23 protein-coding genes are annotated in these 21,352 nt (G+C 70.0%); 14 read left to right on the top strand and 9 right to left on the bottom strand.

Translation table 11 applies throughout. The features are described 5' to 3' along the window. Nucleotides 1–14 precede the first annotated feature (14 nt). The 3 genes from KZC56_RS06515 to KZC56_RS06505 all read right to left on the bottom strand — a co-directional run bounded on the left by KZC56_RS06515 (nt 15) and on the right by KZC56_RS06505 (nt 2,517). A complete protein-coding gene (locus tag KZC56_RS06515; RefSeq protein ID WP_247638145.1) occupies nt 15–1,085 on the bottom strand; it encodes a hypothetical protein in 1,071 nt (356 codons plus the stop codon). Then, nucleotides 1,082–1,675: a hypothetical protein gene (locus KZC56_RS06510; protein ID WP_247638144.1), complete on the bottom strand. Its 594-nt coding sequence runs from the start codon at nt 1,673–1,675 to the stop codon at nt 1,082–1,084. The genes KZC56_RS06515 and KZC56_RS06510 overlap by 4 nt, the downstream gene beginning before the upstream one ends. A 221-nt stretch (nt 1,676–1,896) precedes the next feature. Then, a complete protein-coding gene (locus KZC56_RS06505; RefSeq protein ID WP_247638143.1) occupies nt 1,897–2,517 on the bottom strand; it encodes a MerR family transcriptional regulator in 621 nt (206 codons plus the stop codon). A gap of 71 nt (nt 2,518–2,588) precedes the next feature. On the opposite strand from KZC56_RS06505, the gene KZC56_RS06500 reads away from it, so the two are divergent. After that, nucleotides 2,589–3,098, top strand: a complete 510-nt coding sequence (locus KZC56_RS06500) for a DUF4188 domain-containing protein (RefSeq protein ID WP_247638142.1) — start codon at nt 2,589–2,591, stop codon at nt 3,096–3,098. Here KZC56_RS06500 and KZC56_RS06495 read toward each other — a convergent pair. Beyond that, the gene (locus KZC56_RS06495) at nt 3,095–3,718 is read right to left on the bottom strand and encodes a hypothetical protein (RefSeq protein ID WP_136037215.1); all 624 of its coding nucleotides are present in this window, start codon (nt 3,716–3,718) and stop codon (nt 3,095–3,097) included. The genes KZC56_RS06500 and KZC56_RS06495 overlap by 4 nt on opposite strands. A gap of 260 nt (nt 3,719–3,978) precedes the next feature. On the opposite strand from KZC56_RS06495, the gene KZC56_RS06490 reads away from it, so the two are divergent. Together KZC56_RS06490 and KZC56_RS06485 are read left to right on the top strand one after the other, a co-directional pair. After that, nucleotides 3,979–5,430: an APC family permease gene (locus tag KZC56_RS06490; protein ID WP_247638865.1), complete on the top strand. Its 1,452-nt coding sequence runs from the start codon at nt 3,979–3,981 to the stop codon at nt 5,428–5,430. After that, nucleotides 5,427–5,624: a hypothetical protein gene (locus KZC56_RS06485; protein ID WP_136034472.1), complete on the top strand. Its 198-nt coding sequence runs from the start codon at nt 5,427–5,429 to the stop codon at nt 5,622–5,624. The genes KZC56_RS06490 and KZC56_RS06485 overlap by 4 nt, the downstream gene beginning before the upstream one ends. A gap of 38 nt (nt 5,625–5,662) precedes the next feature. On the opposite strand, the gene KZC56_RS06480 is transcribed toward KZC56_RS06485, so the two are convergent. Together KZC56_RS06480 and KZC56_RS06475 are read right to left on the bottom strand one after the other, a co-directional pair. After that, nucleotides 5,663–6,058 (bottom strand): hypothetical protein, encoded by a 396-nt coding sequence (locus KZC56_RS06480; RefSeq protein ID WP_136037216.1) that lies wholly within the window; start codon nt 6,056–6,058, stop codon nt 5,663–5,665. Between the two features lie 168 nt (nt 6,059–6,226). Continuing rightward, nucleotides 6,227–6,799: a TetR/AcrR family transcriptional regulator gene (locus KZC56_RS06475; RefSeq protein ID WP_247638141.1), complete on the bottom strand. Its 573-nt coding sequence runs from the start codon at nt 6,797–6,799 to the stop codon at nt 6,227–6,229. A 75-nt stretch (nt 6,800–6,874) separates the two neighbouring features. Here KZC56_RS06475 and KZC56_RS06470 point away from each other — a divergent pair, with 75 nt between their 5' ends. Together KZC56_RS06470 and KZC56_RS06465 are read left to right on the top strand one after the other, a co-directional pair. Continuing rightward, nucleotides 6,875–7,876: an SDR family NAD(P)-dependent oxidoreductase gene (locus KZC56_RS06470; protein ID WP_136045469.1), complete on the top strand. Its 1,002-nt coding sequence runs from the start codon at nt 6,875–6,877 to the stop codon at nt 7,874–7,876. A 133-nt stretch (nt 7,877–8,009) separates the two neighbouring features. Beyond that, nucleotides 8,010–8,699 (top strand): nucleotidyltransferase domain-containing protein, encoded by a 690-nt coding sequence (locus tag KZC56_RS06465; protein WP_168442894.1) that lies wholly within the window; start codon nt 8,010–8,012, stop codon nt 8,697–8,699. A 3-nt stretch (nt 8,700–8,702) separates the two neighbouring features. Here KZC56_RS06465 and KZC56_RS06460 read toward each other — a convergent pair whose 3' ends face one another. Further along, nucleotides 8,703–9,572 carry an NmrA family NAD(P)-binding protein gene (locus KZC56_RS06460; RefSeq protein ID WP_136037219.1) on the bottom strand — a complete coding sequence of 290 codons (870 nt, stop codon included), beginning with the start codon at nt 9,570–9,572 and terminating at the stop codon, nt 8,703–8,705. Between the two features lie 83 nt (nt 9,573–9,655). On the opposite strand from KZC56_RS06460, the gene KZC56_RS06455 reads away from it, so the two are divergent. Beyond that, a complete protein-coding gene (locus tag KZC56_RS06455; RefSeq protein ID WP_247638140.1) occupies nt 9,656–10,387 on the top strand; it encodes a helix-turn-helix transcriptional regulator in 732 nt (243 codons plus the stop codon). A gap of 161 nt (nt 10,388–10,548) precedes the next feature. Then, a complete protein-coding gene (locus tag KZC56_RS06450; RefSeq protein WP_136034484.1) occupies nt 10,549–10,923 on the top strand; it encodes a VOC family protein in 375 nt (124 codons plus the stop codon). 19 nt (nt 10,924–10,942) lie between these two features. Here the strand turns inward: KZC56_RS06450 and KZC56_RS06445 are convergent, their stop codons facing one another. Continuing rightward, on the bottom strand, nt 10,943–11,677 hold the full coding sequence (locus tag KZC56_RS06445; protein WP_247638139.1) for a 3-keto-5-aminohexanoate cleavage protein: 735 nt from the start codon (nt 11,675–11,677) through the stop codon (nt 10,943–10,945). Then, nucleotides 11,674–11,901 (bottom strand): hypothetical protein, encoded by a 228-nt coding sequence (locus KZC56_RS06440; protein WP_136034486.1) that lies wholly within the window; start codon nt 11,899–11,901, stop codon nt 11,674–11,676. The genes KZC56_RS06445 and KZC56_RS06440 overlap by 4 nt, the downstream gene beginning before the upstream one ends. Before the next feature lie 206 nt (nt 11,902–12,107). Between KZC56_RS06440 and KZC56_RS06435 the strand changes: the two genes are divergently transcribed. The 7 genes from KZC56_RS06435 to KZC56_RS06405 all read left to right on the top strand — a co-directional run bounded on the left by KZC56_RS06435 (nt 12,108) and on the right by KZC56_RS06405 (nt 21,280). After that, entirely contained in the window at nt 12,108–13,130 is a 1,023-nt protein-coding gene (locus tag KZC56_RS06435; RefSeq protein WP_136045474.1) for a LacI family DNA-binding transcriptional regulator, read from the top strand. 75 nt (nt 13,131–13,205) lie between these two features. Then, the gene (locus tag KZC56_RS06430; RefSeq protein WP_247638138.1) at nt 13,206–14,174 is read left to right on the top strand and encodes an ROK family protein; all 969 of its coding nucleotides are present in this window, start codon (nt 13,206–13,208) and stop codon (nt 14,172–14,174) included. Beyond that, nucleotides 14,171–16,009 carry a class I mannose-6-phosphate isomerase gene (locus KZC56_RS06425; RefSeq protein ID WP_136035855.1) on the top strand — a complete coding sequence of 613 codons (1,839 nt, stop codon included), beginning with the start codon at nt 14,171–14,173 and terminating at the stop codon, nt 16,007–16,009. The genes KZC56_RS06430 and KZC56_RS06425 overlap by 4 nt, the downstream gene beginning before the upstream one ends. 155 nt (nt 16,010–16,164) lie before the next feature. Beyond that, complete coding sequence (locus tag KZC56_RS06420) at nt 16,165–17,439, top strand: ABC transporter substrate-binding protein (RefSeq protein ID WP_136031438.1); 1,275 nt, start codon at nt 16,165–16,167, stop codon at nt 17,437–17,439. Between the two features lie 8 nt (nt 17,440–17,447). After that, nucleotides 17,448–18,323 (top strand): carbohydrate ABC transporter permease, encoded by an 876-nt coding sequence (locus tag KZC56_RS06415; RefSeq protein WP_136031436.1) that lies wholly within the window; start codon nt 17,448–17,450, stop codon nt 18,321–18,323. Next, entirely contained in the window at nt 18,323–19,135 is an 813-nt protein-coding gene (locus tag KZC56_RS06410; RefSeq protein WP_136031434.1) for a carbohydrate ABC transporter permease, read from the top strand. Before KZC56_RS06415 ends, KZC56_RS06410 begins: the two co-directional genes overlap by 1 nt. Nucleotides 19,136–19,159: 24 nt before the next feature. Then, the gene (locus KZC56_RS06405) at nt 19,160–21,280 is read left to right on the top strand and encodes a hypothetical protein (RefSeq protein ID WP_247638137.1); all 2,121 of its coding nucleotides are present in this window, start codon (nt 19,160–19,162) and stop codon (nt 21,278–21,280) included. The last annotated feature ends 72 nt before the right edge of the window (nt 21,281–21,352 follow it).

Below are 21,352 nucleotides of genomic sequence, written 5' to 3'. Positions count from 1 at the left end.
TACTCTCTCCACGCTCATCCGAGATGTCCCGGAAACCACTCGGCAGCCGTCACCGTCGCCACCCGCTGCAGACCGTCTGCGTCCCCGACGACCAGGACATCCCCATACGTCGTGACCCGAAGCATCGCGCCGTCCGCGAGCCCCTGGGCGAACGGCGCCTTGCGGCGTTCACCCGAGTCGAGGGCGGCGATCTCGTCGCCGTCGACGGCATAGAAGTGTGGCGTGAAGAACCCGCGGGCGATATCGCCGTCCGGGTCGGGGCCGAGGTAGCCAAGCAGCCGCGGGGTAGCCCCGATGAACCCGCCCACGGCCCCGTCGCGGTCGATCCACAGTTCGCGGCCCCTCGGCTCGACAGCAGTCCAGGCACGCACCTTGCCTGCGAAGTCTCCGACAACCCCGGAACGCACGGACTCCATCGTGTCGGGATGCACGACGTCGCCCGCACGAGTCATGCGATAGCGCAGCTCGGGGATGGGACCGATCCAGGTGCCGCCGATGCTCGGCCGGGGCAAGTCGTCTGGCGCGTCGAACGGTTCAGGCTCGGCGACGGTAGGAACCGTCGCAGGCACACTCGACGCGGCATCCGCGGAATAGCGCCCCGTGCGCAGGTCGCTCAGGCGCTCGATCAGCGCGTCGATACGTCCGGCGATATGCATGTCGCTGGACTGCACGAATCCGCGCACGACCTTCGCCGTCTCTTCGAGCTGGGCGGTCGTCGGATCGTCGCCGAAGTGGAACCACATGTTCCTCGTGGCGAGGATCTTCTTCGCGGCGGTCTGCTTCTGGAACTGTCCGCCGAACACGCTCAGATACGGCGAGTCCTGCTCGTGGATGTAGTCGCGGAGGATCACACCGGGGTCCTGCGGCTCGAAGCGATGGTTGGGTCGCCAGTTCTTCGGGTCCGAGTCCTTCAGTTCGCTGATCCGGGCCGCGAACCACTGCGGCCCCAACGACTCGCGTAGCGCGAAGTGGCTCGTGACGTAGAGATCCCACCCGAATGCGCGCATAAGGGTGAAGTAACCCTTGATGAGTTCGCCAGGCGTCTCGTCCTCGGGCAGCGCGATGGAGACGTCGACGCCACTCATGCGTTCGGGCCTTCCACCGATTCCTTGCCATAGCCAGTCATGATCGGCACGACACGCGTGAGCGCGTAGGCCGCGAACAACGCCGTCGGATCGGAGATGGCCACCTCGATGGCCGGCTCGGTCTTGAAGCGTGTCGCGCTCGGCAGCAGGACGCCATACGCGCCCGTGCGCGTCGCGCCAAGGTCGGCAAGCATCACCTGCGCATCGCCGCCCGCCCAATCGCTGATCTGCGCCCACTCGACCGCAGCGCCGGTTGCTCGCCCGGTCTTCCCATATCGCAGCGCACGAATCCGCGCGACCAGCTTGTCGCCCACGAGCTTCGGCGAGATCGCCCCTGCATCCTCCAACCGCTCATAGTCCGACGGGCCAGCGAGCAGCTCGGCGAAGCCGAGCGAAATCTCGTCGCTGTCGTCCCAGCGAACCAGCGAGACCTGTGCGCGAAGACCGTCGTCGGCCTTGAGGTTGGCGAGGACGGCGTGGGCGGGGCGCTCCTGCCTATCGCCATGCCACTGGCTGGGCGGGACGACCGCAATTGCATGCTCGCCATTGAGCACTTCGACGCTCACCGGCCCAATCGTGAACTTACTCACGCTTGTTCCCCGCCTCCTGTTAATGCACCGCTCCCGACTCGCGGGAAAGTCTCTCAAACTATTGCAGACCTCGGACATTTGAAAGTGCCAACTCCCACGACGGTTCCAGGGGAGCATCGTGTTCGGACGTGATCACCTAAAGCGATGCCCGCTGCATGGATCGCGGGCGGGGCGCGGCGACGGTTTCATTTGTGCGGTGGGAACACCGGACCGACTCATGCTTAGGGTGCGATCCGATTCTGATTAAACCGCTCCCCCGAGCTCACCTGCTGCGCCACGCGCCGTAGCGCCAACAGCAGCGGCTCCACCAGCACCGACCCCAACACCACGTACCGCACCGCCGCCTCCGCGGACTCCCCCGGCACCCCTGCGATCTCGGCATCCGCGATGCGCCGCGCCGACCGCAGGTACTCGCGCATCACGGCCTTCGGCACGACGAAGCCCGCGCGCTCCAAGCCATCCAACGCCCGGGCGACCGCGTGCAGCACCGCCTCGTCGCACATCCCCGGCTTCCACCCGAGCCCCTCGACCAGGGCTTCAGCCTCCGCCAGATCCACAGACTCCTCCACCGACGGGGTGATCGCGGCGTGCGCGGTCCCCAGTAGCTCGTGCGGATTCGCGGGCGGGTCGTCCAGCGCGCCGAGCACCCGGCGCGTCTCGGCGATGCTCACGCCGGCGTCGAGCAGCGCCCGGATCACCCGCAGCCGCTCCACGTGCTTCTCGCCGTACGCGGCCTGGGTCGGCGAAGACCGCTCGCCCTCGGGGAGCAGCCCCTCGCGCAGGTAGTACTTGATCGTCGGCACGGTCACGCCGGTCTGCGCCGACAGTTCGGAAATCCTCATGGCCACCTCTTGACATCGATAGTAGCGCTATCCAGTATGGATAGTGAAGCTATCCAATCGAAGGAGGCACCATGTCCCAGGTCGTCACGGGTCGCATGACCCACCACCACGACGGCGAGCTCGTCGTGTTCCACATCGGGATGCAGATCAACCGCTGGTGGCGGCCCGACCTGTGGCTGCCCGCGTTCGTCGCGATGCCCCGGATGCTCCGCGAGCTCAGCACGGACCCCGACTCCGGGCTGCTCGGCTACCAGCTGCTCCTCGGATCGGGCGGCCCCTACGTCGTGCAGTTCTGGTCGTCGGTCGAGAAGCTCTACGCCTACGCCTCGAACCCGAACCAGGAGCACCGCCCCGCCTGGACCGCCTTCAACCGCGCCGCCCGCAAGGCCCCCGGCGCCGTCGGGGTGTGGCACGAGACGTTCCTGGTCGACACCGCCGAGAGCGTCTACGTCTCCACCAAGCGCATGGGACTCGCCGCCGCCACGCAGCACGTCGAGGTGCCCCGCCGCCACGACCGCGCCCAGGCGCGCTTCACCGACGGACGGACGGAGGCGACGAAGCCGCTGCCGTTGGAGAATTAGACGCCCGCTTGCACGCCAGACCCGTCACCCACCGACGGAGTGCCGGTCAGCTGTTCCAGACCGCGCTCCGGAGTCCAGCACCAGGCCTGTTTCATCGGATCCTCGAATGTGATGCTGGTCACCGCGTATCGCTCCGCGTAGAGAAGCGGTTCGTAGGCGAGAGCCGATCGCGCAACCTCCGGTTCCGCCCACGGTTTCGGCGAACCCGCGTCCGTACTCCTCAGCACGTACGACCCCGGCGGCAACGAGGTGAAGGTGATCGCGCCGCCGGCTCCCCTGGCGTTCGAGTTGCCGCGTGTCTCGATCCGCACGCCCCGGAAGACCGTCGCACCCTGCCCAGCGTTGGTCACGTACACCCCGAAGCACTTCTTCCTACCCTCGTGCCAGACGACCCACCAGGCCTGCAGCTGCCGCGCGATGCTCGCGTGCTCTCGCGACTCCTCGCGCACTCGAGCTTCGTCGGCGAAGGTCCTGGCATCCCTCCGCGCCTGATCGGCCGTGGCGTTGGCAGCTCGAGCTGTCCTCAAGGCGCCGAGGCTGACCCCCGCCGCGACGATCGCCCCGACCGCGCCGAGTCCTTCGAACCAGCTACCGAAAGGGATGCCTGCGAAATCCAACATCCACCGACGATAGGACGTTCACTTCGTCGATCGAGCGAGCGACCCGATATGGAGGGTGTGGCCGCCTCGAAGCACACACCGACCGGCGCCGCAACGTATATTGCCGCCCGCCGTCGGCGCGGGTAGCGTGCCACTGGTCCCCTCGGCAGACAGGCGCTCCACCCGGCGCCGCCCCCGGCCGCGGACGACCCCGCGCGTGCACCCGCGTGCGGCACAGGACCTCGCGCAGCACCCTGCGCGAGCCCGACCGGAAGGCGATGATGCCCGACACCTCGAAGACCCCGTCCCGCTCGGTCTGGCGGCGCAAGCCCGTCAGCGACATGACGGAGGAGGCCGCGCGCAGCGGCCTGCACAAGTCGCTCGGCCTGTGGCAGCTCACGGCGATCGGCGTCGGCGGCATCATCGGCGTCGGGATCTTCTCGCTCGCCGGACTCGTCGCACACGGCGACGCCGCCAACCCGGGTGTGGGACCGGCCGTGCTCATCTCGTTCCTCATCGCCGGGCTCGCCTCCGCGGCCGCCGCCCTGTCGTACGCCGAGTTCGCCGGCATGATCCCCCGCGCCGGCTCCGCCTACAGCTACGGGTACGTCGCGCTCGGCGAAGTCGTCGGCTGGTTCATCGGCTGGGACCTCCTGCTCGAATACGTCGCCATCGTCGCGGTGGTCGCCATCGGCATCTCCGGCTACCTCGACGCGTTCCTCTCCGGGTTCGGCATCCACCTGCCGCTCTCCGTCACCGAGACCGCCGACGTGCCGGGCGGCGCCATCAACGTGCCCGCGATCGTGATCTGCCTGCTCGTGACGTTCCTCCTCAGCCGCGGCACCCAGACGTTCGGACGCTTCGAGCTCGTCGCCGTCGCCATCAAGATCACGCTGATCCTCGGCATCGTCGGCCTCGGCATCTTCTACATCAACACCGAGAACTACGACCCCTTCATGCCCAGCGGCTTCGGCCCCGTCTTCACCGGCGCCGCCACCGTGTTCTTCGCTGTGTTCGGCTACGACGCCATGAGCACCGCCGCCGAAGAGGCCAAGGACGGCCGCAAGCACATGCCGAAGGCCATCATCCTGTCGCTCATCATCGCGATGCTGCTGTACGTCGCCGCGACCCTCGTGCTCACCGGCATGCAGAACTACACCGAGATCGACCCCAAGGCCGGCTTCGCCTCCGCGTTCACCGGCGTGGGCCTGCCCGTCGTCGCCGCCATCATCTCCGTGTTCGCGGTGCTGTCGATCCTCACCGTCATGCTCACCTTCCTCCTCGGCGCGACCCGCGTCTGGTTCTCGATGAGCCGCGACGGACTCCTCCCCGGCTGGTTCAGCAAGGTCGACCGCCGGGGCGTGCCGCAGCGCGTCACCTGGATCGCCGGCATCGCCTCCGCCTTCTTCGCCGGCGTCTTCCCCATCCGCGCGGTCGCCGACCTGACGAACATCGGCATCCTCGCCGCGTTCGTCGTGGTGTGCGTCGCGGTGATCGTGTTCCGCTACACGAAGCCCGACGCCCCGCGCACCTTCCGCCTGCCCTTCATGCCGGTGGTCCCGATCATCGGCGTCGGCTTCTCCCTGTTCCTCATCTCCCAGCTGCACTGGGAGACCTGGCTGCGCTTCGCCGTCTGGCTCTTGATCGGCCTGATCATCTACTTCCTCTACGGCCGCCGCCACTCCCTCATGAACCCCGACAGCCCCCGGCACCGCGCGGAGAAGAAGTCGTGAGCGGGAGCCCGACCCGCGGAACCGCCCGGGAGCGGGGAACGGTCGTCGCGCTGGTGCTGCTCGGCACGGCGCTTCCGACGGTCGCGACCCTCCCGCTGTTCCACGACGTCGCGTGGGTCCTCTGGCTCGCTGCTCTGATACTTCTCGGAGTCGCGTTGGCTGTGGTGGGAAAGGTGCTCCGCAGACGCGGCTAGCCAGAAGCGATCACTCGTTCGTCTCCGAACCGCGGCCGCTATTCCGTCCCGGACGCGGATCCCATCCTGATCGCCGAGTTCACGTACAACCCCGCCACGAGAACCAGCACGACACCTCCCACGAAGACGAGTGGCGGATTCGGGAACTGCCCCGCAGCGATCGACGCGCACGCTCCCTGCGCGAAGAAGAACAGAGCAAGCGCGATGCTCATGCGGCGGGCGTACGTCATCCTCCACCACGGTCTCCTGGCGTCCGACTCTGCCGGCCCGCGAAATGTTCGCGCCGACACGATCGCCGCGGAAACGAGCGCCACGACGGCCCAGATGACGCCGAGCTCGAAGCTGACGACGCTCAGAGGGACAAGGACAAGCGGAATTCCGATCACGACGACGAGGACATATCCGACCTGCCCCGAGGGCTCCTTGATGCGCATTGCTGTCTCCCTTCCCCCGACCGCGGTGAAGGGCGTGCTCGCGAAATCTGACGCGACGCATCCCCGCACAGCCCCCGCGATCGATTCGTCATGAACGCTGGCACAGGGGTCGATGCGGAGTCCAGAAAAGTGCACACCCTCCGGCCGTTGTATATCGGTGGTGGTGGCTCAGCCCTGGGCAATCCCGCGGAGGAGCAGGAGCACCGTCTCCTCCACGCGCTCGGCGCTCAGGGGCTGACCGATCAGTGCGGCGTACGAGGCCATCGCGATGAACTGATCCGCGATCGCGGCGGCATCAACGTCCGCCCGCACGTCTCCGTCCGCCCGTCCACGCGACATCCGCTCCGACACCCACTCGCGGATCGGCGCCGCGAGCTTCTCGTTCAACACCAGCCCGAGGTCGGGGTCGGCCGCGGTCACCTCGATCAGCGCCCGCGCGAGCGCCACCCCCTGCGGCCGGGCGAGCCCCGCGGACACCGCCGTGAACCAGGCCCGCAGATCCGCGCCGAGGTCGTCGGTCATCGGTACCGCCACATCCGACCCGGGCAGGGTGCCCTCGAGCAGCGCCTCGCCGAGGATCGCGGCCTTCGTCTTCCACCAGCGGTAGATGGTCTGCTTCGACACCCCGGCCGCCTCCGCCAGACCCTCGATCGTCACGGCCTCGTAGCCGTCCTCGGCGAGCGCGCGACGCATCGCGTCCAGCACGGACTGGCGGGCTTTCTCGCTGCGAGGACGGGGCACCCATCGAGCGTACAGAGGCGTACACTGGAACATAAGTAGACGCACCGTTGCGAAACCCGAGCAAGGAGAAAGAGCATGGCCCTCACCGCACACTCCACCATCGGCGACTGGATGAACGACCCGACCGGCGGCCCGCTCATCCGGGGCCTCTTCGAGCAGACGGGCGCCGACCCCGAGCTCCTCACCCCCGTGCTCGGCCTGCCCCTGCAGCAGCTCGTCGCCATGAGCCAGGGCCAGCTCCCGCAGTCGGTCGTCGACGACCTGGTGCGCGCCGCCAACAACGGCGAGATCCCCGAAGACGACGCCTCCGAGGGGTGGACCGAGAAGGTCACCGCGGGCCGCTTCGCCGGCAAGACCGTGATCGTCACGGGCGCCGCCTCCGGCATCGGCAAGGCCACCGCCTCCCGCATCGCCCGCGAGGGCGGCCGCGTGATCGCGAGCGACATCGCCGCCGAGAAGCTCGACGCCCTCACGGCCGAGCTCCCGGAGGCCGACATCGTCACGGTCGCGGGCGACCTCACGAAGCAGGAGGCCATCGACGCGGTGCTCGCCGCCGCGGGCGACCGCATCGACGGCCTCGCCAACGTCGCCGGCATCAACGACGACTTCTCCCCCGCGGGCGAGACCCCCGACGCGGTCTGGGACCGCGTCATCGCGATCAACCTCACCGCCCCGTTCAAGCTCATGCGCGCGGTCATCCCCGTGATGGAGAAGGCCGGACACGGCGCGATCCTCAACGTCTCGAGCGAGGCCGGCCTCCGCGGCAACGCCTCGGGCAACGCCTACACCGCCAGCAAGCACGGCATCATCGGCGTCACCAAGTCGGCCGCCTTCATGTACGGGCCGAAGGGCATCCGCGTGAACTCCGTCGCCCCCGGCGGTGTCGCCACCGGCATCCCGATGCCCCCGCACATGTCGGAGTACGGCTCCGGGCGCCTCGCCCCGTTCCAGCAGGCCATCCCCACCGTCGCGACCGCCGAGCACCTGGCCGCGTCGATCACGTTCCTGCTGTCGGACGACGCCGTGAACATCAACGGCGCCATCCTCGCCTCGGACGGCGGCTGGTCCGTCCAGTAACGCGACTGCGTGAGACCGACGCCCCCGCCGACCCGAACGGCGGGGGCGTTACTCGTGTGCGGGCGCGGGTCTGATGCGGCGGGTGAGAGCGGCCTGCGCCCGGGTCGAGGTGCACTGTCGTTACGATGCCCGGATGACGTACCTCGACCTGTGTGAGCGCTTCATCGAGCGGGAGTTCCCGGCGGCGGAGATCGCGGTGATCGGCGGCAGCACGGCCCGCGGCGACCGGACGGCCTCCAGCGACATCGACCTCCTCGTGATCGGCGACGCGCTGTTTCCGAACGGCGGGACGAGCCTGGCCGCGACCTACCGCTTCGAGGGAGAGATCTTCGAGGTGTTCGCGTACACGCACGACGGCTACCGGGAATGGGCGCGCGGCGGGATCGATCAGCACCGGCCCGTCATCGTCCACATGCTCGTCGAAGGCGAAGAGGTGCGCGGCGGCCAGGCCCTCACCGCCCTCCGCGAGGAGTGGGGCGCGCGACTCGCAGACGGCCCGACCATGGACGAGCATGAGCTCGCGCTGCGGCGCTACATGATCACCGACCTGCTCGACGATCTGCGCGACGCCACCGACGAGCTGGAGCGGAACGTCATCGCCTGGACGCTGTTCTCCCGGGTCGCGGAGCTCGTGCTGCTCACCGAACGGCACTGGATCGGAACGGGCAAGTACCTCCCGCGGCGGCTCCGCGACCTGGACCCCGCCCGCGCGGAGCGCCTCGCCGCACCCCTGCTCCACGGCGACCTCACCGCGTTCGCGGCACGCGCGGACGAGGAGCTCGCCCGTGCCGGGGGTCGGGTGCAGGACGGCTTCGTGCGCTGACGGCTACACCACCCCCACGAGCTCGTCCCGCACCCAGGACCGCAGGGTCGTGGGGGTCGTGGTCACGAGCGAGCGCGGTTGCTCCGGGGTGAAGTCGTCGCGCAGCCCGGTGGACATGCCCAACACGGCCTCCGCCATCGCCTCCGGCATGCCCGCAGCCTGCAGGCCCTGACGCAGGTCGTCGTCGGCGATGCGCTCCACCGTGACCTCGCGGCCGAGCTCGTGCGTGAGGATGCCGGCGACCTGCGCCCAGCTCAGATCCTCCGGCCCGTGCACCGCCTGCACCCGCCGCCCGCTCCACTCGCGGTTGAGCAGGGTGAGCGCGGCGACCTCGGCGATGTCGCGCGGCGCCACCCACGGCATCGTCGAATCGAGCGGCAGCACCGTCGACAGCCGCCCGGCCCGCAGCGACTCCGCGTCGAGCAGCAGGTTGCTGAAGAAGTAGCCGCAGCGCAGATGGGTCACAGCGATGCCCAGAGCGTCGAGCGCCACCTCGGTCGCGGCGAGCCCGTCGATCTCGCCCGCGCCGTGACGCTTCTCGGCACCGACGCTGCTCTGGAACACCACCCGCCCGATGCCGTTCCGCGCGACCGCGCCCACCAGGGCGTCCGTCGCCCGCGCGTAGTCGGCGAGCGGATCCTCCGACATCACCGACGGATCCACCCAGTACAGGGCGTCCACGCCCCGGGTCGCGGCGCTCACCTCCTCCGCGTTCTGCGAGTCGGCGCGGGCGATCTCGACGTGCGGCCGCAGCTCCGCCGCGATGCGATCGGGGGTGCGCGTGAGCAGGAGCGGACGGACGCCGGCGCGCACCAGCATCCGCGTCAGGTGACGGCCGACATGGCCGTTCGGGGTCGTGACAGCGATGCGCATGAGGGATCCTCTCGTTCGATGTCCGCCTACGTTAGAACCAGATACGGCCTGATCCTGGCCGTATCTCGTTGGATCATGGAGGCGTGGACACTCCGTCGAACCGCACGCTCCGTCTCCTGTCCCTCCTGCAGACCGGCGGCGAGTGGAGCGTGCCCGAGCTCGCCGCACGCCTGGAGGTGAGTGCCCGGACCGTCCGCCGCGATGCGCAACGCCTCCGCGACCTCGGCTACGACGTGCACTCCCGACCCGGACCCGGCGCCGCCTACCGCCTGCGCCCCGGCACCCGCATCCCTCCGCTGCTGCTCGACGCGGACGAGGTCACCACGATCATCACGGCTCTGCTCGTGCTCGAGACCGGAGACCCCGCCGACCCCGCGCCCGCGGTCGCCCGCGCCAAACTCGAACAGACCCTGCCGCCCGCGCTGCGCCGCCGAGCCGCCGCCACCGCCCTGTCGACGCAGATCCTCCAGCCGGAGACGGCCGCCGTGGACTGGGCACTCGTCGGCACCCTCGCCGACGCGGTCGCCCAGGGCTCGCGCCTCACCTTCGACTACACCGACCAGCACGGCACCGCCTCCGCGCGGACCATCGAGCCGCACCGCCACGTGCGGCGGACGTCGCGGTGGTACGTCGTGGCATTCGACCTCGATCGCGACGACTGGCGGCTGTTCCGCCTCGACCGGATGCGGCACGCGCGGATCCTTCCGGGCACGCACACCCCGCGCGACTTCCCCTTCGCGTCGGTGGAGGCGTGGCTCACGAGCGACTTCGGGCGGACGGACGCGACGGTGGCGGGATCCGCAGGAGTGATGTGAGTTGTGGTGAGCCGCGGTGCGCGGGTGCGGGGTGCGGGCTACGGGGTGAGAAGGCGGAGTCTCGCGCGCAGACGCGCACGCCGCCCGGGTCCGCGGAGCGCACCCGCATCGGTCCGCAAGGCCCTGTCCCTCCCTCCCGAGCTGCCCGTACACTCCCGGGCATGCTGAAGATCGTGTCGATCGTGATCCGCGTGAACGACCTCCCGGCCCAGGCCGCGTTCTGGAAAGCCGCCCTCGACTATGTGGAGCGCGACCCCGCCGAGGACGACTGGCTCGTGCTGAAACCGCGCGATGCCGAGACGCCGTGCATCGCGCTCGACGCCCACCACTCCGAGCGGGTGCTGCCGCCGCGCATCCACCTCGACATCTACGCCGAAGACCAGGCCGCCGAGGTCCGGCGACTGGCCGGGCTCGGGGCGCGCGAGGTGCACTGGGACGGCCGACCCGACGACGCGGACTACATCATCATGGAAGACCCCGAGGGCAACCGCTTCTGCATCGTCGACCGTCCGGACTGGCGCGGCTGGGAGGCCTGAACCGCCACCGGGCGCGGGGTCACGCCCCGGCGCCGCGGGCGCGAGCCGCCCGGACGAGGGCGGCGTTGCCGGGGGCATCGGTGCCGTCGGGAAGCAGCAGCACGTCCTCCAGGCCGATCCGCGTGTCGAGGCCGAGCTCCACGGCGAGGTCGAGCGCGGCCCAAGCCGACCGCTCCTCCCCGTGCAGCAGGATCGGCAGGTCGGGCTCCTCCTTGGCCACGTGCGCGACCAGGCCCTCCGCGTGCGCACGCACCACCTCGGCCGCCTCGTCGGGCAGCTCGACGAGCACCCGCACACAGTCGCCGCGCACCGGCGAGTGCCGCCACACCTCCAGGCCCGCCGCGTCCCAGATCCCCGCCTCCACGCCGATCCCGCGACGCCGCAGCAGGGCGGCCACCTCATCGGCCCCCGCCTCGTGCCAGTTCACCGAGGCGTAGTCGGGCAGCTCGGTCCACGACTCGATCGCGGCGAGCCGTCGCGACACGTCGGGCTCCGCCCACGCGCCGGTCGTCACGCCCACGGGCACACCGGGGCATGCCGCGCGGACGGCCCCGAGCCACCGCTGCACGTCCCGCGAGTCGAGCGAATCGCGGCCCGACGCATCCTTCGGGTGCACGTGCACCTCCACCGCACCGGCCTCGAGCGCCGCCGCGGCGTCTTGCGCGACCACCGTCTCGTCGGCGCTCAGCCAGGGATGCGACGCCACCTCGCGCGCGCCGTTCGCGCACACCTGCAGCAGCATCGGCGCGTTCACCACATCAGGTCTCGCGGGTGCGCCTCGTTCGGAGCGACATCCTCGGACGGCCCTTCCTCGGTGCGCACGAAGTGCTGCACCTGTCGCGCGACCGCCGCCCCGCGACCGACCTTCACCGCCTCGTCCATCGACTCGAAGCTGCTCCCGAGCGTGTGCGACTCGCCCTGGATGCGGTTGAACCAGATCCCGTTGCGCGAGAAGGTCTCGATGTCACCTGCGGCCATGCCCCTGCCTTTCGTCGTCCTTCCTTTCTACGTGGGGCGACCGACAGCGAAGAGGGCCTTGACACCGTGTTTCCGCCCACGGCGCCGGCCGCATCCGCGCACAACTCCTCCGATCCACGGCGGACCTCGCGCACCCTGACCGCCGCCCCGCGGCTTCGCTGATAACGTTCCCTTCAGATCGCGGACACCACGGCTCGGAGGCAGGAATGAGCGAGAGGGCGCACCGGCCGACCGTGAAGGAGGTCGCCCAGCGCGCGGGCGTCAGCCCCATGACGGTGTCACGCACGCTGTCCGGCGGCGTGAACGTGAAGCCCGAGGTGCAGCAGCGGGTGCTCGCCGCGGTCGCCGAGCTCGGGTATCACCGCAACGAGAACGCCCGCAGCATCCGCCCGGGTCACAGCAGCGGACTCATCGGCGTCGCGATCACCAACATCGCCAACCCGTACTACAGCACCTTCGCACTCGGCGTGGAGGAGGAGGCCGCCCTCACCGGACGCCGCATCCTGCTCGGCAACACCTCGGAGGACGCCGCCCGCGAGGCCGAGCTCGTCGGCGACTTCCTCGGGCGTCGCGTCGACGGACTCATCGTGGTGCCCGCGAGCACCACCTCCACGCACCTCGCGCACTCGCAGAACCAGGGCGTGCCGGTGGTGCTGGCCTCGCGCCGCATCGACGGGCTCGCGGCCGACAGCGTGGTGCTCGCCGACGAAGACGGAGCGTTCCGCGGCACGACGGCCCTGATCGACGGCGGTCACACCCGCATCGGCTATCTCGGCAACGCCCTGTCGATCTTCACCGGCGAGCGCCGCCATGCCGGGTTCGTGCGGGCGATGGAGACGCGCGGCGTCCGGGTCGACCCGCACCTGGTCGCCACGAACCAGCAGACCGTCGAGCAGGCGCGCGATGCCACCCGCGCGCTGCTGCGGGCCAAGAACCCGCCGACGGCGATCTTCTGCGCCAACAACCGCAACGCGATCGGCGCGCTCAAGGAGATCAGCACACAGCTCGCCACGGGGCTTCGTGCTCCGGCCGACTTCCCCGAGCTGCTGAGCTTCGACGACTTCGAGCTCGCCGAGCTGTCGCCCGTGCCCATCAGCGTGATCGACCACGACCCGCGAGAGCTCGGTCGCACGGCCGCCCGCCTGCTGCTCGACCGTCTCGACGGCGGCGATCGCGAGGCGCCCGCCCGCGAGGTCGAGCTGCCGGTGTCGCTCCGCGGCGTGCGCTGAACCACCCCTCGCCGCGGATGGTTGACACTCCTCAGCCGCGTTGATAACGTTACCAATCATCGACGAGGAGGCCGGATGGAGCTGTGCATCGATTTCGGGGGAACCGAGATCAAGCTGGCCGTCATCGACGGCGACCGCGTCCTCGCGTCGAACCTGCTCCCCGTGCGCGGCACCGCCGCCGACCTCGCCGACGCGGCCCTCGACGCCCGCCGTCTCCTGAGCGAACTCGGCGCCGAGGCCGACGCCGTGGGCATCGCCGTCCCCGGCGTGGTCGACCCCGCGACCGGGCGCATGCGGCACGCGAACGCCAAGTACGACTTCCTCCGCGACTTCGACCTCGGCACCTGGGCCCGCGCCGAGTTCGGGCTGCCCGCCGTGGTGGAGAACGACGCCCGCGCGGCGCTGATCGGCGAGACCTCCGCGGGCAGCGCCCTCGGCGAGCGCGACGCCGTGCTGGTCACACTGGGCACGGGCATCGGCACGGCCGCCCTCCTTGACGGGGTCGCGCTCCGCGGCCGCACGGGTCACGCAGGCATCCTCGGCGGACACCTCACGGTCGACCTCGACGGCCCCACCTGCCCGTGCGGCAACATCGGCTGCGGTGAGGCGCTCGCCAGCACCCGCGCCCTGCCGGCGGGCGTGAGCATGACCGAGGTCTTCACGACCGACGCGCACCCCGAGCTCCGTGACCGCTTCCTGCACGTCTGGGGCGCGGTCGTCACGAGCCTCGTGCACTCCTACGACCCGGCCGTGGTGATCCTCTCCGGGGGCATCCTCCGCGCGGGCGCCGCGATCAGCACGCCCGTCGACGAGTACCTGCGCGCACACCTGTGGCCGTCGCTCACGCCCCCGCGCCTCGTCGTGCCGCCCGAGCCGGAGCTCTCGGTCGCCCGCGGCCTCAGCGTCCTCGCCCGCGACGCCGCGACGGCCAGCCGGACCGCCGCCCCACCCGCACCCTCGAACCCCTCGTCGCGCCCGGCCCCATCGGGGACCCCGGAGCCGACGACCGCACCCCGCACCGCACCACCGCAGGAGGACCAGTGACCGCGCCGATCAGCGACATGCACGAAGGGCACACCACCCGGGGTCGCTACGACACCCAGCCGACCGTGGCGCTGCCGCCGGGCGAGCGCATCCTGCGCGGTGCCGAGGCGTGGGCCGCCGCCGCCGAGCTCGCCGAGGCCCGCGCCCGCGTGACCGGCACGGCGCCCGTGCTGCTGGTGGACACCTACCCCGGCGTCGACGTGCCCGCGCTCGCCGCCCAGGTGGAGGCCGCCCTTCCCGCCTGGACCCTCACCGACGTGGAGACCGCGGCGCGTCCGGTCGCCGAGGTCGAGCGGCTGATCGCCCCGAACCTCACCGACGACCGGGTCTTCGGCGTCATGAGCCACTTCACCCTGGACGACTTCTACGACGCCGAGCGCCTCGACGCCCTCGCGGCCGCGATCACCGGAACCCCGACGGTCGTGGTCGGCTGGGGCGCGGCGCTGCTCGAGGACCGTCTGGCCGGAGCCTCCGCGACCGTGCTGGTCGACATGGCCCGCTGGGAGATCCAGCTGCGGCAGCGCCAGGGGGCCACGAACTGGCGCGCCGACAACCCCGGCGAGGACAACCTGCGCAAGTACAAGCGCGGTTTCTTCGTGGAGTGGCGGGTGGCCGACCGCCACAAGCGCACGCTGTTCGACACGCTCGACTTCGTGCTCGACGGCAACGCGATCGCCCCGGCCGAACCGCACCCCGACTCCCCCGACGCGGGCATGATCACGGGCACCGCCTTCCGGCAGGCCCTGAAGGATGCGGCGCACCGCCCGTTCCGCGTCGTGCCGTTCTTCGACCCCGGCGTGTGGGGCGGGCAGTGGATGAAGAACCTCATCGGGCTCGACCCCTCGAAGGACAACTACGCGTGGTGCTTCGACTGCGTGCCCGAGGAGAACTCGCTGCTGCTGGAGGGCGACGGCGGCGTGATCGAGCTGCCCGCGCTCGACCTGGTGTTCAGCCGCCCGGTCGATCTGCTCGGCGCCAAGACGTTCGCGCGCTTCGGGGCCGAGTTCCCCATCCGCTTCGACTTCCTCGACACGATGGACGGCGGCAACCTCAGCCTGCAGGTGCATCCGCTGACGGACTACATCCAGAACACGTTCGGCATGCACTACACGCAGGACGAGAGCTACTACATGCTCGACGTCGGCGACGACGCGGTCGTGTACCTGGGCACCAAGGAGGGCATCGACCCCGCCGAGATGCTGCAGGATCTGGCGACCGCGCAGGACGGCGAGCACCCGTTCCCCGCCGAGAAGTACGTCAACTCGTTCCCCGCCCGCAAGCACGACCACTTCCTGATCCCCGCGGGCACCGTGCACGCATCGGGATCGAATTCGATGGTGCTGGAGATCTCGGCGACGCCGTTCATCTTCACGTTCAAGCTGTGGGACTGGGGCCGCGTGGGCCTCGACGGCATCCCCCGCCCCGTGCACCTCGACCACGGCGCCCGCAACATCCAGTGGGACCGCGACACCACCTGGGTGATGGAGAACCTGGTCGACCGCGTCGAGACCGTGCACACCGATGACGAGGTCACCGAGGAGCGCACGGGACTGCACGAGCTGGAGTTCATCGAGGTGCGCCGGCACTGGTTCGCGCAGGGCGCCGATCACGACACCGAGGGCACGGTCAACGTGCTCAACCTGGTGGAGGGCGACGAGGTGCGGGTGGTCAGCCCGACCGCATCGTTCGAGCCCTTCGTGATCCACTACGCCGAGACCTTCATCGTGCCGGCCGCGGTGGGCGCGTACCGGATCGAGCGCACCGAGAACTCGCGGAGCCCGCGCTTCGCGACCGTCAAGGCCTCCGTGCGCGGCACGCGCACGGGTGACAACTGAACACCGACACCCGACACGAACATCGACACCCGACACACAGCACGAGACATCACCGCGAGGATCCCACCCGGGAATCCCTTGCACCGCCGTCATCACCTCGGTATCGTGAGACCAGATTTCTGGTAACGATACCAACACGAACAAGGGAGTTCTGAATGATTTCGCGACGCACGATCGCCGCCGCCGCGGCCGGTCTCCTCCTCGGCACCCTGGCTCTCGCCGGCTGCTCCGGCGACTCCGGAGGCGGAGGCGCCGAGGGCGGAGAGGTCACCGGCACGCTCAACTTCTACACCGACAAGGCGGCGTGGAAGCCCGACTTCGAGTCGCTCAACGAGGTCAGCGGCGACGCCGTCGACATCACCCTCAAGACCACCGGCTACTCCGACGCCAACCAGTACGACGCCTTCATCAAGCAGTCGTTCCGCACCGACAAGTCGCCCGGCCTGTTCACGTGGCACACCGGCGACTCGCTCAAGCAGCTGGTCGACGAGGGCCTGGTGGCCGAGACCACCGACATCTGGAGCAAGGCCGTCGACGAGGGCTGGGTGAGCGAAGACCTGCGCGACAGCTACACGTTCGACGGCAAGCAGTACTGCGTGCCCATGAACATCGCCTACTGGATCATGTTCTACAACAAGGCCGCCTTCGCCGACAACGGCATCGAGGTGCCCACCACGTGGGACGAGCTGAACACCGCCGCCGAGACCCTGAAGGACGCCGGGGTCACCCCGTACTACCAGACCAGCGTGCTGTTCACCTTCCAGTGGTTCCAGCACCTCGTCGCCTCCACCGACCCCGACCTGTACGCCGGGCTCACCACGGGCGACGTGAAGTACACCGACCCCGAGATCGTCGACGTCATGAACGTGTGGCTCGAGGAGCAGGAGAACGGCTGGTTCAGCGACGCGGGCAGCACCACCGACCCCGCGGTCGGGCTCAAGCAGGGCGACTACGCCATGATCAACTTCGGCACGTTCTTCGCCGGCAACCTCGAAGGCGCCGGCATGACCACCGACGACTACGGCATGTTCGCGATCCCCGCGGTGAACGGCGACCTCGACACCACCCCGGTGGCCGTCGAGTCCGGCCCGATCTGCACGGCCGAGAACTCGAAGCAGCGCGACCTCGGACTCGCCTACGCCGAGTGGTGGATGTCGCCCGAGGCGCAGACCGCGTGGAACGACGCCCACGGCGACGTGGCGTTCAACCCGAAGGCCGAGGTCGCCGACCCCGCCCTGGCCGAGCTCGGCGAGCAGATCGCCGGCGACGACTACTCCCTCTACGACCGGTTCTTCGAGGCCATGCCCACCGAGATCGTGACCACCGCGATCGAGCAGTTCGGCGCCTTCAACGCCAACCCGGGCGACCCGATGCCGTTCCTGGAGAAGATCCAGGCGACGGCTGACAAGTACTGGGCAGAGCAGGAGTAAGCGAGCGGATGGCGCATCAGAAGACGCCGTACCAGTGGTCCGCCCGGGGCTTCGTCGCCCCGGGCGTGATCCTGGTGGCGGTCCTGCTCTACCTCCCGCTGCTGTGGACGGTGTTCCTCAGCTTCACGTCGTACAACGGCCTCGGCAGCCCCGACTGGATCGGGCTCGACAACTACGTCGAGATGTTCACCGACGCCGACTTCGTGGGCTCCGCGATGAACACCGTGCTCTGGGTGATCGGCACCCTGATCATCCCGGTCGGCATCGGCCTGGCGATCGCGCTGCTCACCTGGAACCTCGGCGGGGGCATCTGGCTGCGCCTCCCGTTCCTCATCCCCTACGCCCTCTCCGGCATCGGCGTCGGCGTGGTGTGGTCGTTCATCCTCTCCTCGGGCGGCGCGCTCGACCAGGCCCTCGCGGCGTTCGGGATCACCGACCCGCCCCGGTGGCTGCTCGACGCCCCGCTCAACACCGTCGTGATGATCATCGCCTCGTCGTGGCAGGGCGTCGGCGTGAACGCGCTGCTGTTCACGATCGGGCTCCAGGCCATCCCGAAGGAGCCCCTGGAGGCCGCGCGCATCGACGGCGCCGGCGGCGTCCGGCTCTTCACGAGCATCCTGTGGCCCATGCTGCGCCCGCTCACCGCCGTGGTCGTCGGGCTCTCGATCGTCGCGAGCCTCAAGACCTTCGACATCGTGTGGGGCATGACCAAGGGCGGACCCGGCACCGTCTCCGAGACCCTCGCGCTGACGATGTACAAGGAGACGTTCGTGAACAGCGACTACGGCCTCGGCTCCGCGATCGCGGTGTTCCTGACCGTGATCACCCTCGTCGCGTCGGTGCTGTACCTGCGCCAGCAGCTCTCCCCGAAGAAGGAGATGTGATGTCGAAGATCATCCGCACCGCCGTGCTCGTCGTCCTCGGGATCGTGTGGCTGCTGCCCGCGTACCTGCTGGTCGTGAATGCCATGAAGGACCCGACCACCTTCACGTCGAAGGAGTCGTGGATCCCCACCGACTTCCACCTGTTCGAGAACTTCGGCCAAGCGCTCGAGCTCTCCGGCATCGGCGACAGCATCGTCAGCACCCTCATCTACTCGATCGTGTCGCCCACCATCGCCGTGCTCGTGGGGGCGGCGGCCGGCTTCGCGATCGTGGCCCTGCGCCTCAAGCGCGGCTTCCTGTGGTTCGTCGTGATCTTCGGCGGCACGGTGTTCCCGCTGCAGATGGTGCTGCTGCCCCTGTTCGACGCCTACTCCCGCACCGGGCTCTTCGACACCCGGCTCGGCATGATCATGATCTACACCGTGATCTCGGTGCCGTTCTCGGCGTTCGTGATGCGCAACTTCTTCACCGGCGTCGCGCACAACGTGTTCGAGGCCGCGGTGCTCGACGGCGCCACCACCTGGCGCATCTTCACCCGGATGTACCTGCCGATGGCGTCGAGCGCGCTGGTCGCGATCTTCATCCTGCAGGCCACGTTCGTGTGGAACGACCTGCTGCTCGGCCTCACGCTCAGCCAGTCCGACGACATCCGCCCCATCATCACCACGCTGTCGGGCATGCAGAGCACCTACGGCGGCGCGCAGATGTCGGTCGTGCTCGCCGCGGCCGTGCTGGTGTCGCTGCCCACCGTCATCCTGTTCCTCTGCACCCAGCGGTTCTTCGCCAAGGGCCTCGCGCTCGGCCAGTACTGATCCCCCTCCGCCTCGAAAGGCATCATGAATCCCCTCATCCCCACCGTCGAGGATCTGGTCGCCGATGCGGTCACGCATCACTACGACGACATGATCGCGCCCACGGGCCTGACGAACATGCTCGGCACGGTGCGCGTCGATCACGACCTCACCGCACTCAGCGCCGTGCAGTTCCCGCCCGTGTCGCAGGGGCTCACGCAGACCGCGGTGCTGTTCGTCGACGGCCGGCTGTTCGCGTCGTACGGCGTCGCCGTCACGCACGAGTGGCGGCCCGACCGGGTGGTGCGGCGGGCGACCGTGGGCGAGCTCGAGATCGAGACGACGACCGTGTGCGTGCCGGGGCGGACGGCGGTGGCGATCGACATCGCGGTGCGCAACACCGGAGCGACCGACCGCGAGGTGCGCATCGGGCTCTCGGCCGCGGCACGCGTGACCCGCTCCGCCGACGCCTGGCTCGACGCCGAGTCGCCCTCCGAGCGCGACACCGCCACGGTCGACGGCGAGTGCCTCGTCTTCGCCTCCGCCGATGCCGCGGCGTGGAGCGTGCAGGGCCTCACCGGAGGATCCGCGGCGCTGAGCGGCGTGGCCGAGCTGCCCGACGCGTTCGACACGGGCATCGGCGGCAACGGTCGCGGCGGCGAGCTGTCGGCCGTGCTCACCGTGCCGGCGGGCGCCGTCTCCCGCACGGCCTACGTGCAGGCGCTCGGCCTCTCGCGCGACGACGCCGCCCGCACGTACGCGCTCGTGTCGGCCGACGTGCCCGCGGCCCTGACCGCCGCGCAGGAGTTCTGGAACCGGCAGATGCGGGCCGCGTTCGACTCCGCCGACACCGAGTTCTCGGGCGCCCTGCCGCTGCTCGACACCGCGTCCGAGCCGCTGCGGCGCCTGTACTGGTGGGCGGTGCTCGGGGTGATCTGGTTCCGCCGCGACTTCGCCGGCAACGTGCTCGGGCGGTCGTACGACACGCTGATGCCGAACTACTGGGGCACCACCACGTTCATCTGGGACTACAGCCTCAGCTCCGTCAGCCACGCCCTGCTCGACCCCGACGAGATGCGGGCGCAGGTGCGGCACTGGATCTCCCTCGACATCCACTCGCACTTCGGCACCTCCTCGCTCACGGGCGGCCCCGTCGGCCGCTGGTACTCGGTGAACGACTACGCCATGACCCGGCTCGTGCACGACTACGTGCGGTTCACCGGCGACGTGGCCTTCCTCGACGAGATCGTGGGGGATCAGACGGTCGCCCGGTCGGTGCGGGAGTGGGCGACGAACTGGAAGGAGTTACGGCGCGACACCGCGCTGGCCGACTACGGCGAGATCGACAACCTGCTGGAGTGCGTCAGCTCCTACACGCACGAGGTCGCGAGCCTCAACGCCGCGAACGTGTGGAGCATGCGCACGGCCGCCGACCTCGCCGCACTGCAGGGAGACGAGACCGCCGCGGCCGAGCTGCGCGCCGAGGCCGAGGCGCTGCTGCCCGCGGTGATCGAGCGGTATCTCCCCGGGACCGGTATCTTCGCCGCCGGGCAACCCGACGGCACGCTGCTGCCGGTGCGCCACTGCTACGACTTCAGCATCGTCGGCACCACCATCGCCGACGACCTGACCCCGGGCGTGCGCGACGACATGGTCGCGTTCTTCCAGCGGGAGCTGCAGACCGACAACTGGATGCGGGCGCTCTCGCCCTGGGACCCCGACGCCAGCTACAGCCCGCGCCCCGACCACCAGTGGAACGGCGCCTACCCCGCCTGGCCCGCCGACGCCGGACGCGCGCTCGCCGCCCTCGGAGCACCCGAGGTGCTGACGGCCTGGGTCGAGGGGCTCTCCCGCACCGCGAACCAGGGCCCGATGGGCCAGGCGCACTTCGTCGACGAGGCGGTGCCCGGCATCAACGGCGGCGCCCGCAAGGCCCCACCCCAGCTGCCGTACATCATCGACTGGGCGTGCTCGTCGTCGGGCGCCTGGATCGAGCTCGTGATCGAGGCGCTGTTCGGGGTGTCGGTCGCCGCGGACGGCACGGTGCGCGCGGCCGGCTGCGTGGCCGCCCTCGACCCGCACGCCGTGCTGCGCGGCCTGCGCGTCGGCGAGCGCGCGTACGACATCGACGCGGCCGGAGGGATCACCCGCACCCCTGGCCGATGACGCCCTTCCTCGCGCTCCGCTCTCTTGAGAGCCCGCGCCGCCGACGAGACGACGGGCCCCCAGACGCACCAC

The sequence above is a fragment of the Microbacterium sufflavum genome (assembly GCF_023091155.1).
GTDB classification, from domain to species: domain Bacteria; phylum Actinomycetota; class Actinomycetes; order Actinomycetales; family Microbacteriaceae; genus Microbacterium; species Microbacterium sufflavum.
The sequence above is the reverse complement of the archived record's forward strand: the minus strand, read 5'-3'. Positions and strand labels throughout refer to the sequence as shown.

What these genes read in the sequence shown, in the direction of transcription:
- KZC56_RS06515 (WP_247638145.1), bottom strand. Translation starts at nt 1,085, where the DNA reads ATGAGTGGCGTCGACGTCTCCATCGCGCTGCCCGAGGACGAGACGCCT.
- KZC56_RS06505 (WP_247638143.1), bottom strand. Translation starts at nt 2,517, where the DNA reads ATGAGGATTTCCGAACTGTCGGCGCAGACCGGCGTGACCGTGCCGACG.
- KZC56_RS06500 (WP_247638142.1), top strand. Translation starts at nt 2,589, where the DNA reads ATGTCCCAGGTCGTCACGGGTCGCATGACCCACCACCACGACGGCGAG.
- KZC56_RS06495 (WP_136037215.1), bottom strand. Translation starts at nt 3,718, where the DNA reads ATGTTGGATTTCGCAGGCATCCCTTTCGGTAGCTGGTTCGAAGGACTC.
- KZC56_RS06490 (WP_247638865.1), top strand. Translation starts at nt 3,979, where the DNA reads ATGCCCGACACCTCGAAGACCCCGTCCCGCTCGGTCTGGCGGCGCAAG.
- KZC56_RS06480 (WP_136037216.1), bottom strand. Translation starts at nt 6,058, where the DNA reads ATGCGCATCAAGGAGCCCTCGGGGCAGGTCGGATATGTCCTCGTCGTC.
- KZC56_RS06470 (WP_136045469.1), top strand. Translation starts at nt 6,875, where the DNA reads ATGGCCCTCACCGCACACTCCACCATCGGCGACTGGATGAACGACCCG.
- KZC56_RS06465 (WP_168442894.1), top strand. Translation starts at nt 8,010, where the DNA reads ATGACGTACCTCGACCTGTGTGAGCGCTTCATCGAGCGGGAGTTCCCG.
- KZC56_RS06460 (WP_136037219.1), bottom strand. Translation starts at nt 9,572, where the DNA reads ATGCGCATCGCTGTCACGACCCCGAACGGCCATGTCGGCCGTCACCTG.
- KZC56_RS06450 (WP_136034484.1), top strand. Translation starts at nt 10,549, where the DNA reads ATGCTGAAGATCGTGTCGATCGTGATCCGCGTGAACGACCTCCCGGCC.
- KZC56_RS06440 (WP_136034486.1), bottom strand. Translation starts at nt 11,901, where the DNA reads ATGGCCGCAGGTGACATCGAGACCTTCTCGCGCAACGGGATCTGGTTC.
- KZC56_RS06435 (WP_136045474.1), top strand. Translation starts at nt 12,108, where the DNA reads ATGAGCGAGAGGGCGCACCGGCCGACCGTGAAGGAGGTCGCCCAGCGC.
- KZC56_RS06430 (WP_247638138.1), top strand. Translation starts at nt 13,206, where the DNA reads ATGGAGCTGTGCATCGATTTCGGGGGAACCGAGATCAAGCTGGCCGTC.
- KZC56_RS06420 (WP_136031438.1), top strand. Translation starts at nt 16,165, where the DNA reads ATGATTTCGCGACGCACGATCGCCGCCGCCGCGGCCGGTCTCCTCCTC.
- KZC56_RS06415 (WP_136031436.1), top strand. Translation starts at nt 17,448, where the DNA reads ATGGCGCATCAGAAGACGCCGTACCAGTGGTCCGCCCGGGGCTTCGTC.
- KZC56_RS06410 (WP_136031434.1), top strand. Translation starts at nt 18,323, where the DNA reads ATGTCGAAGATCATCCGCACCGCCGTGCTCGTCGTCCTCGGGATCGTG.
- KZC56_RS06405 (WP_247638137.1), top strand. Translation starts at nt 19,160, where the DNA reads ATGAATCCCCTCATCCCCACCGTCGAGGATCTGGTCGCCGATGCGGTC.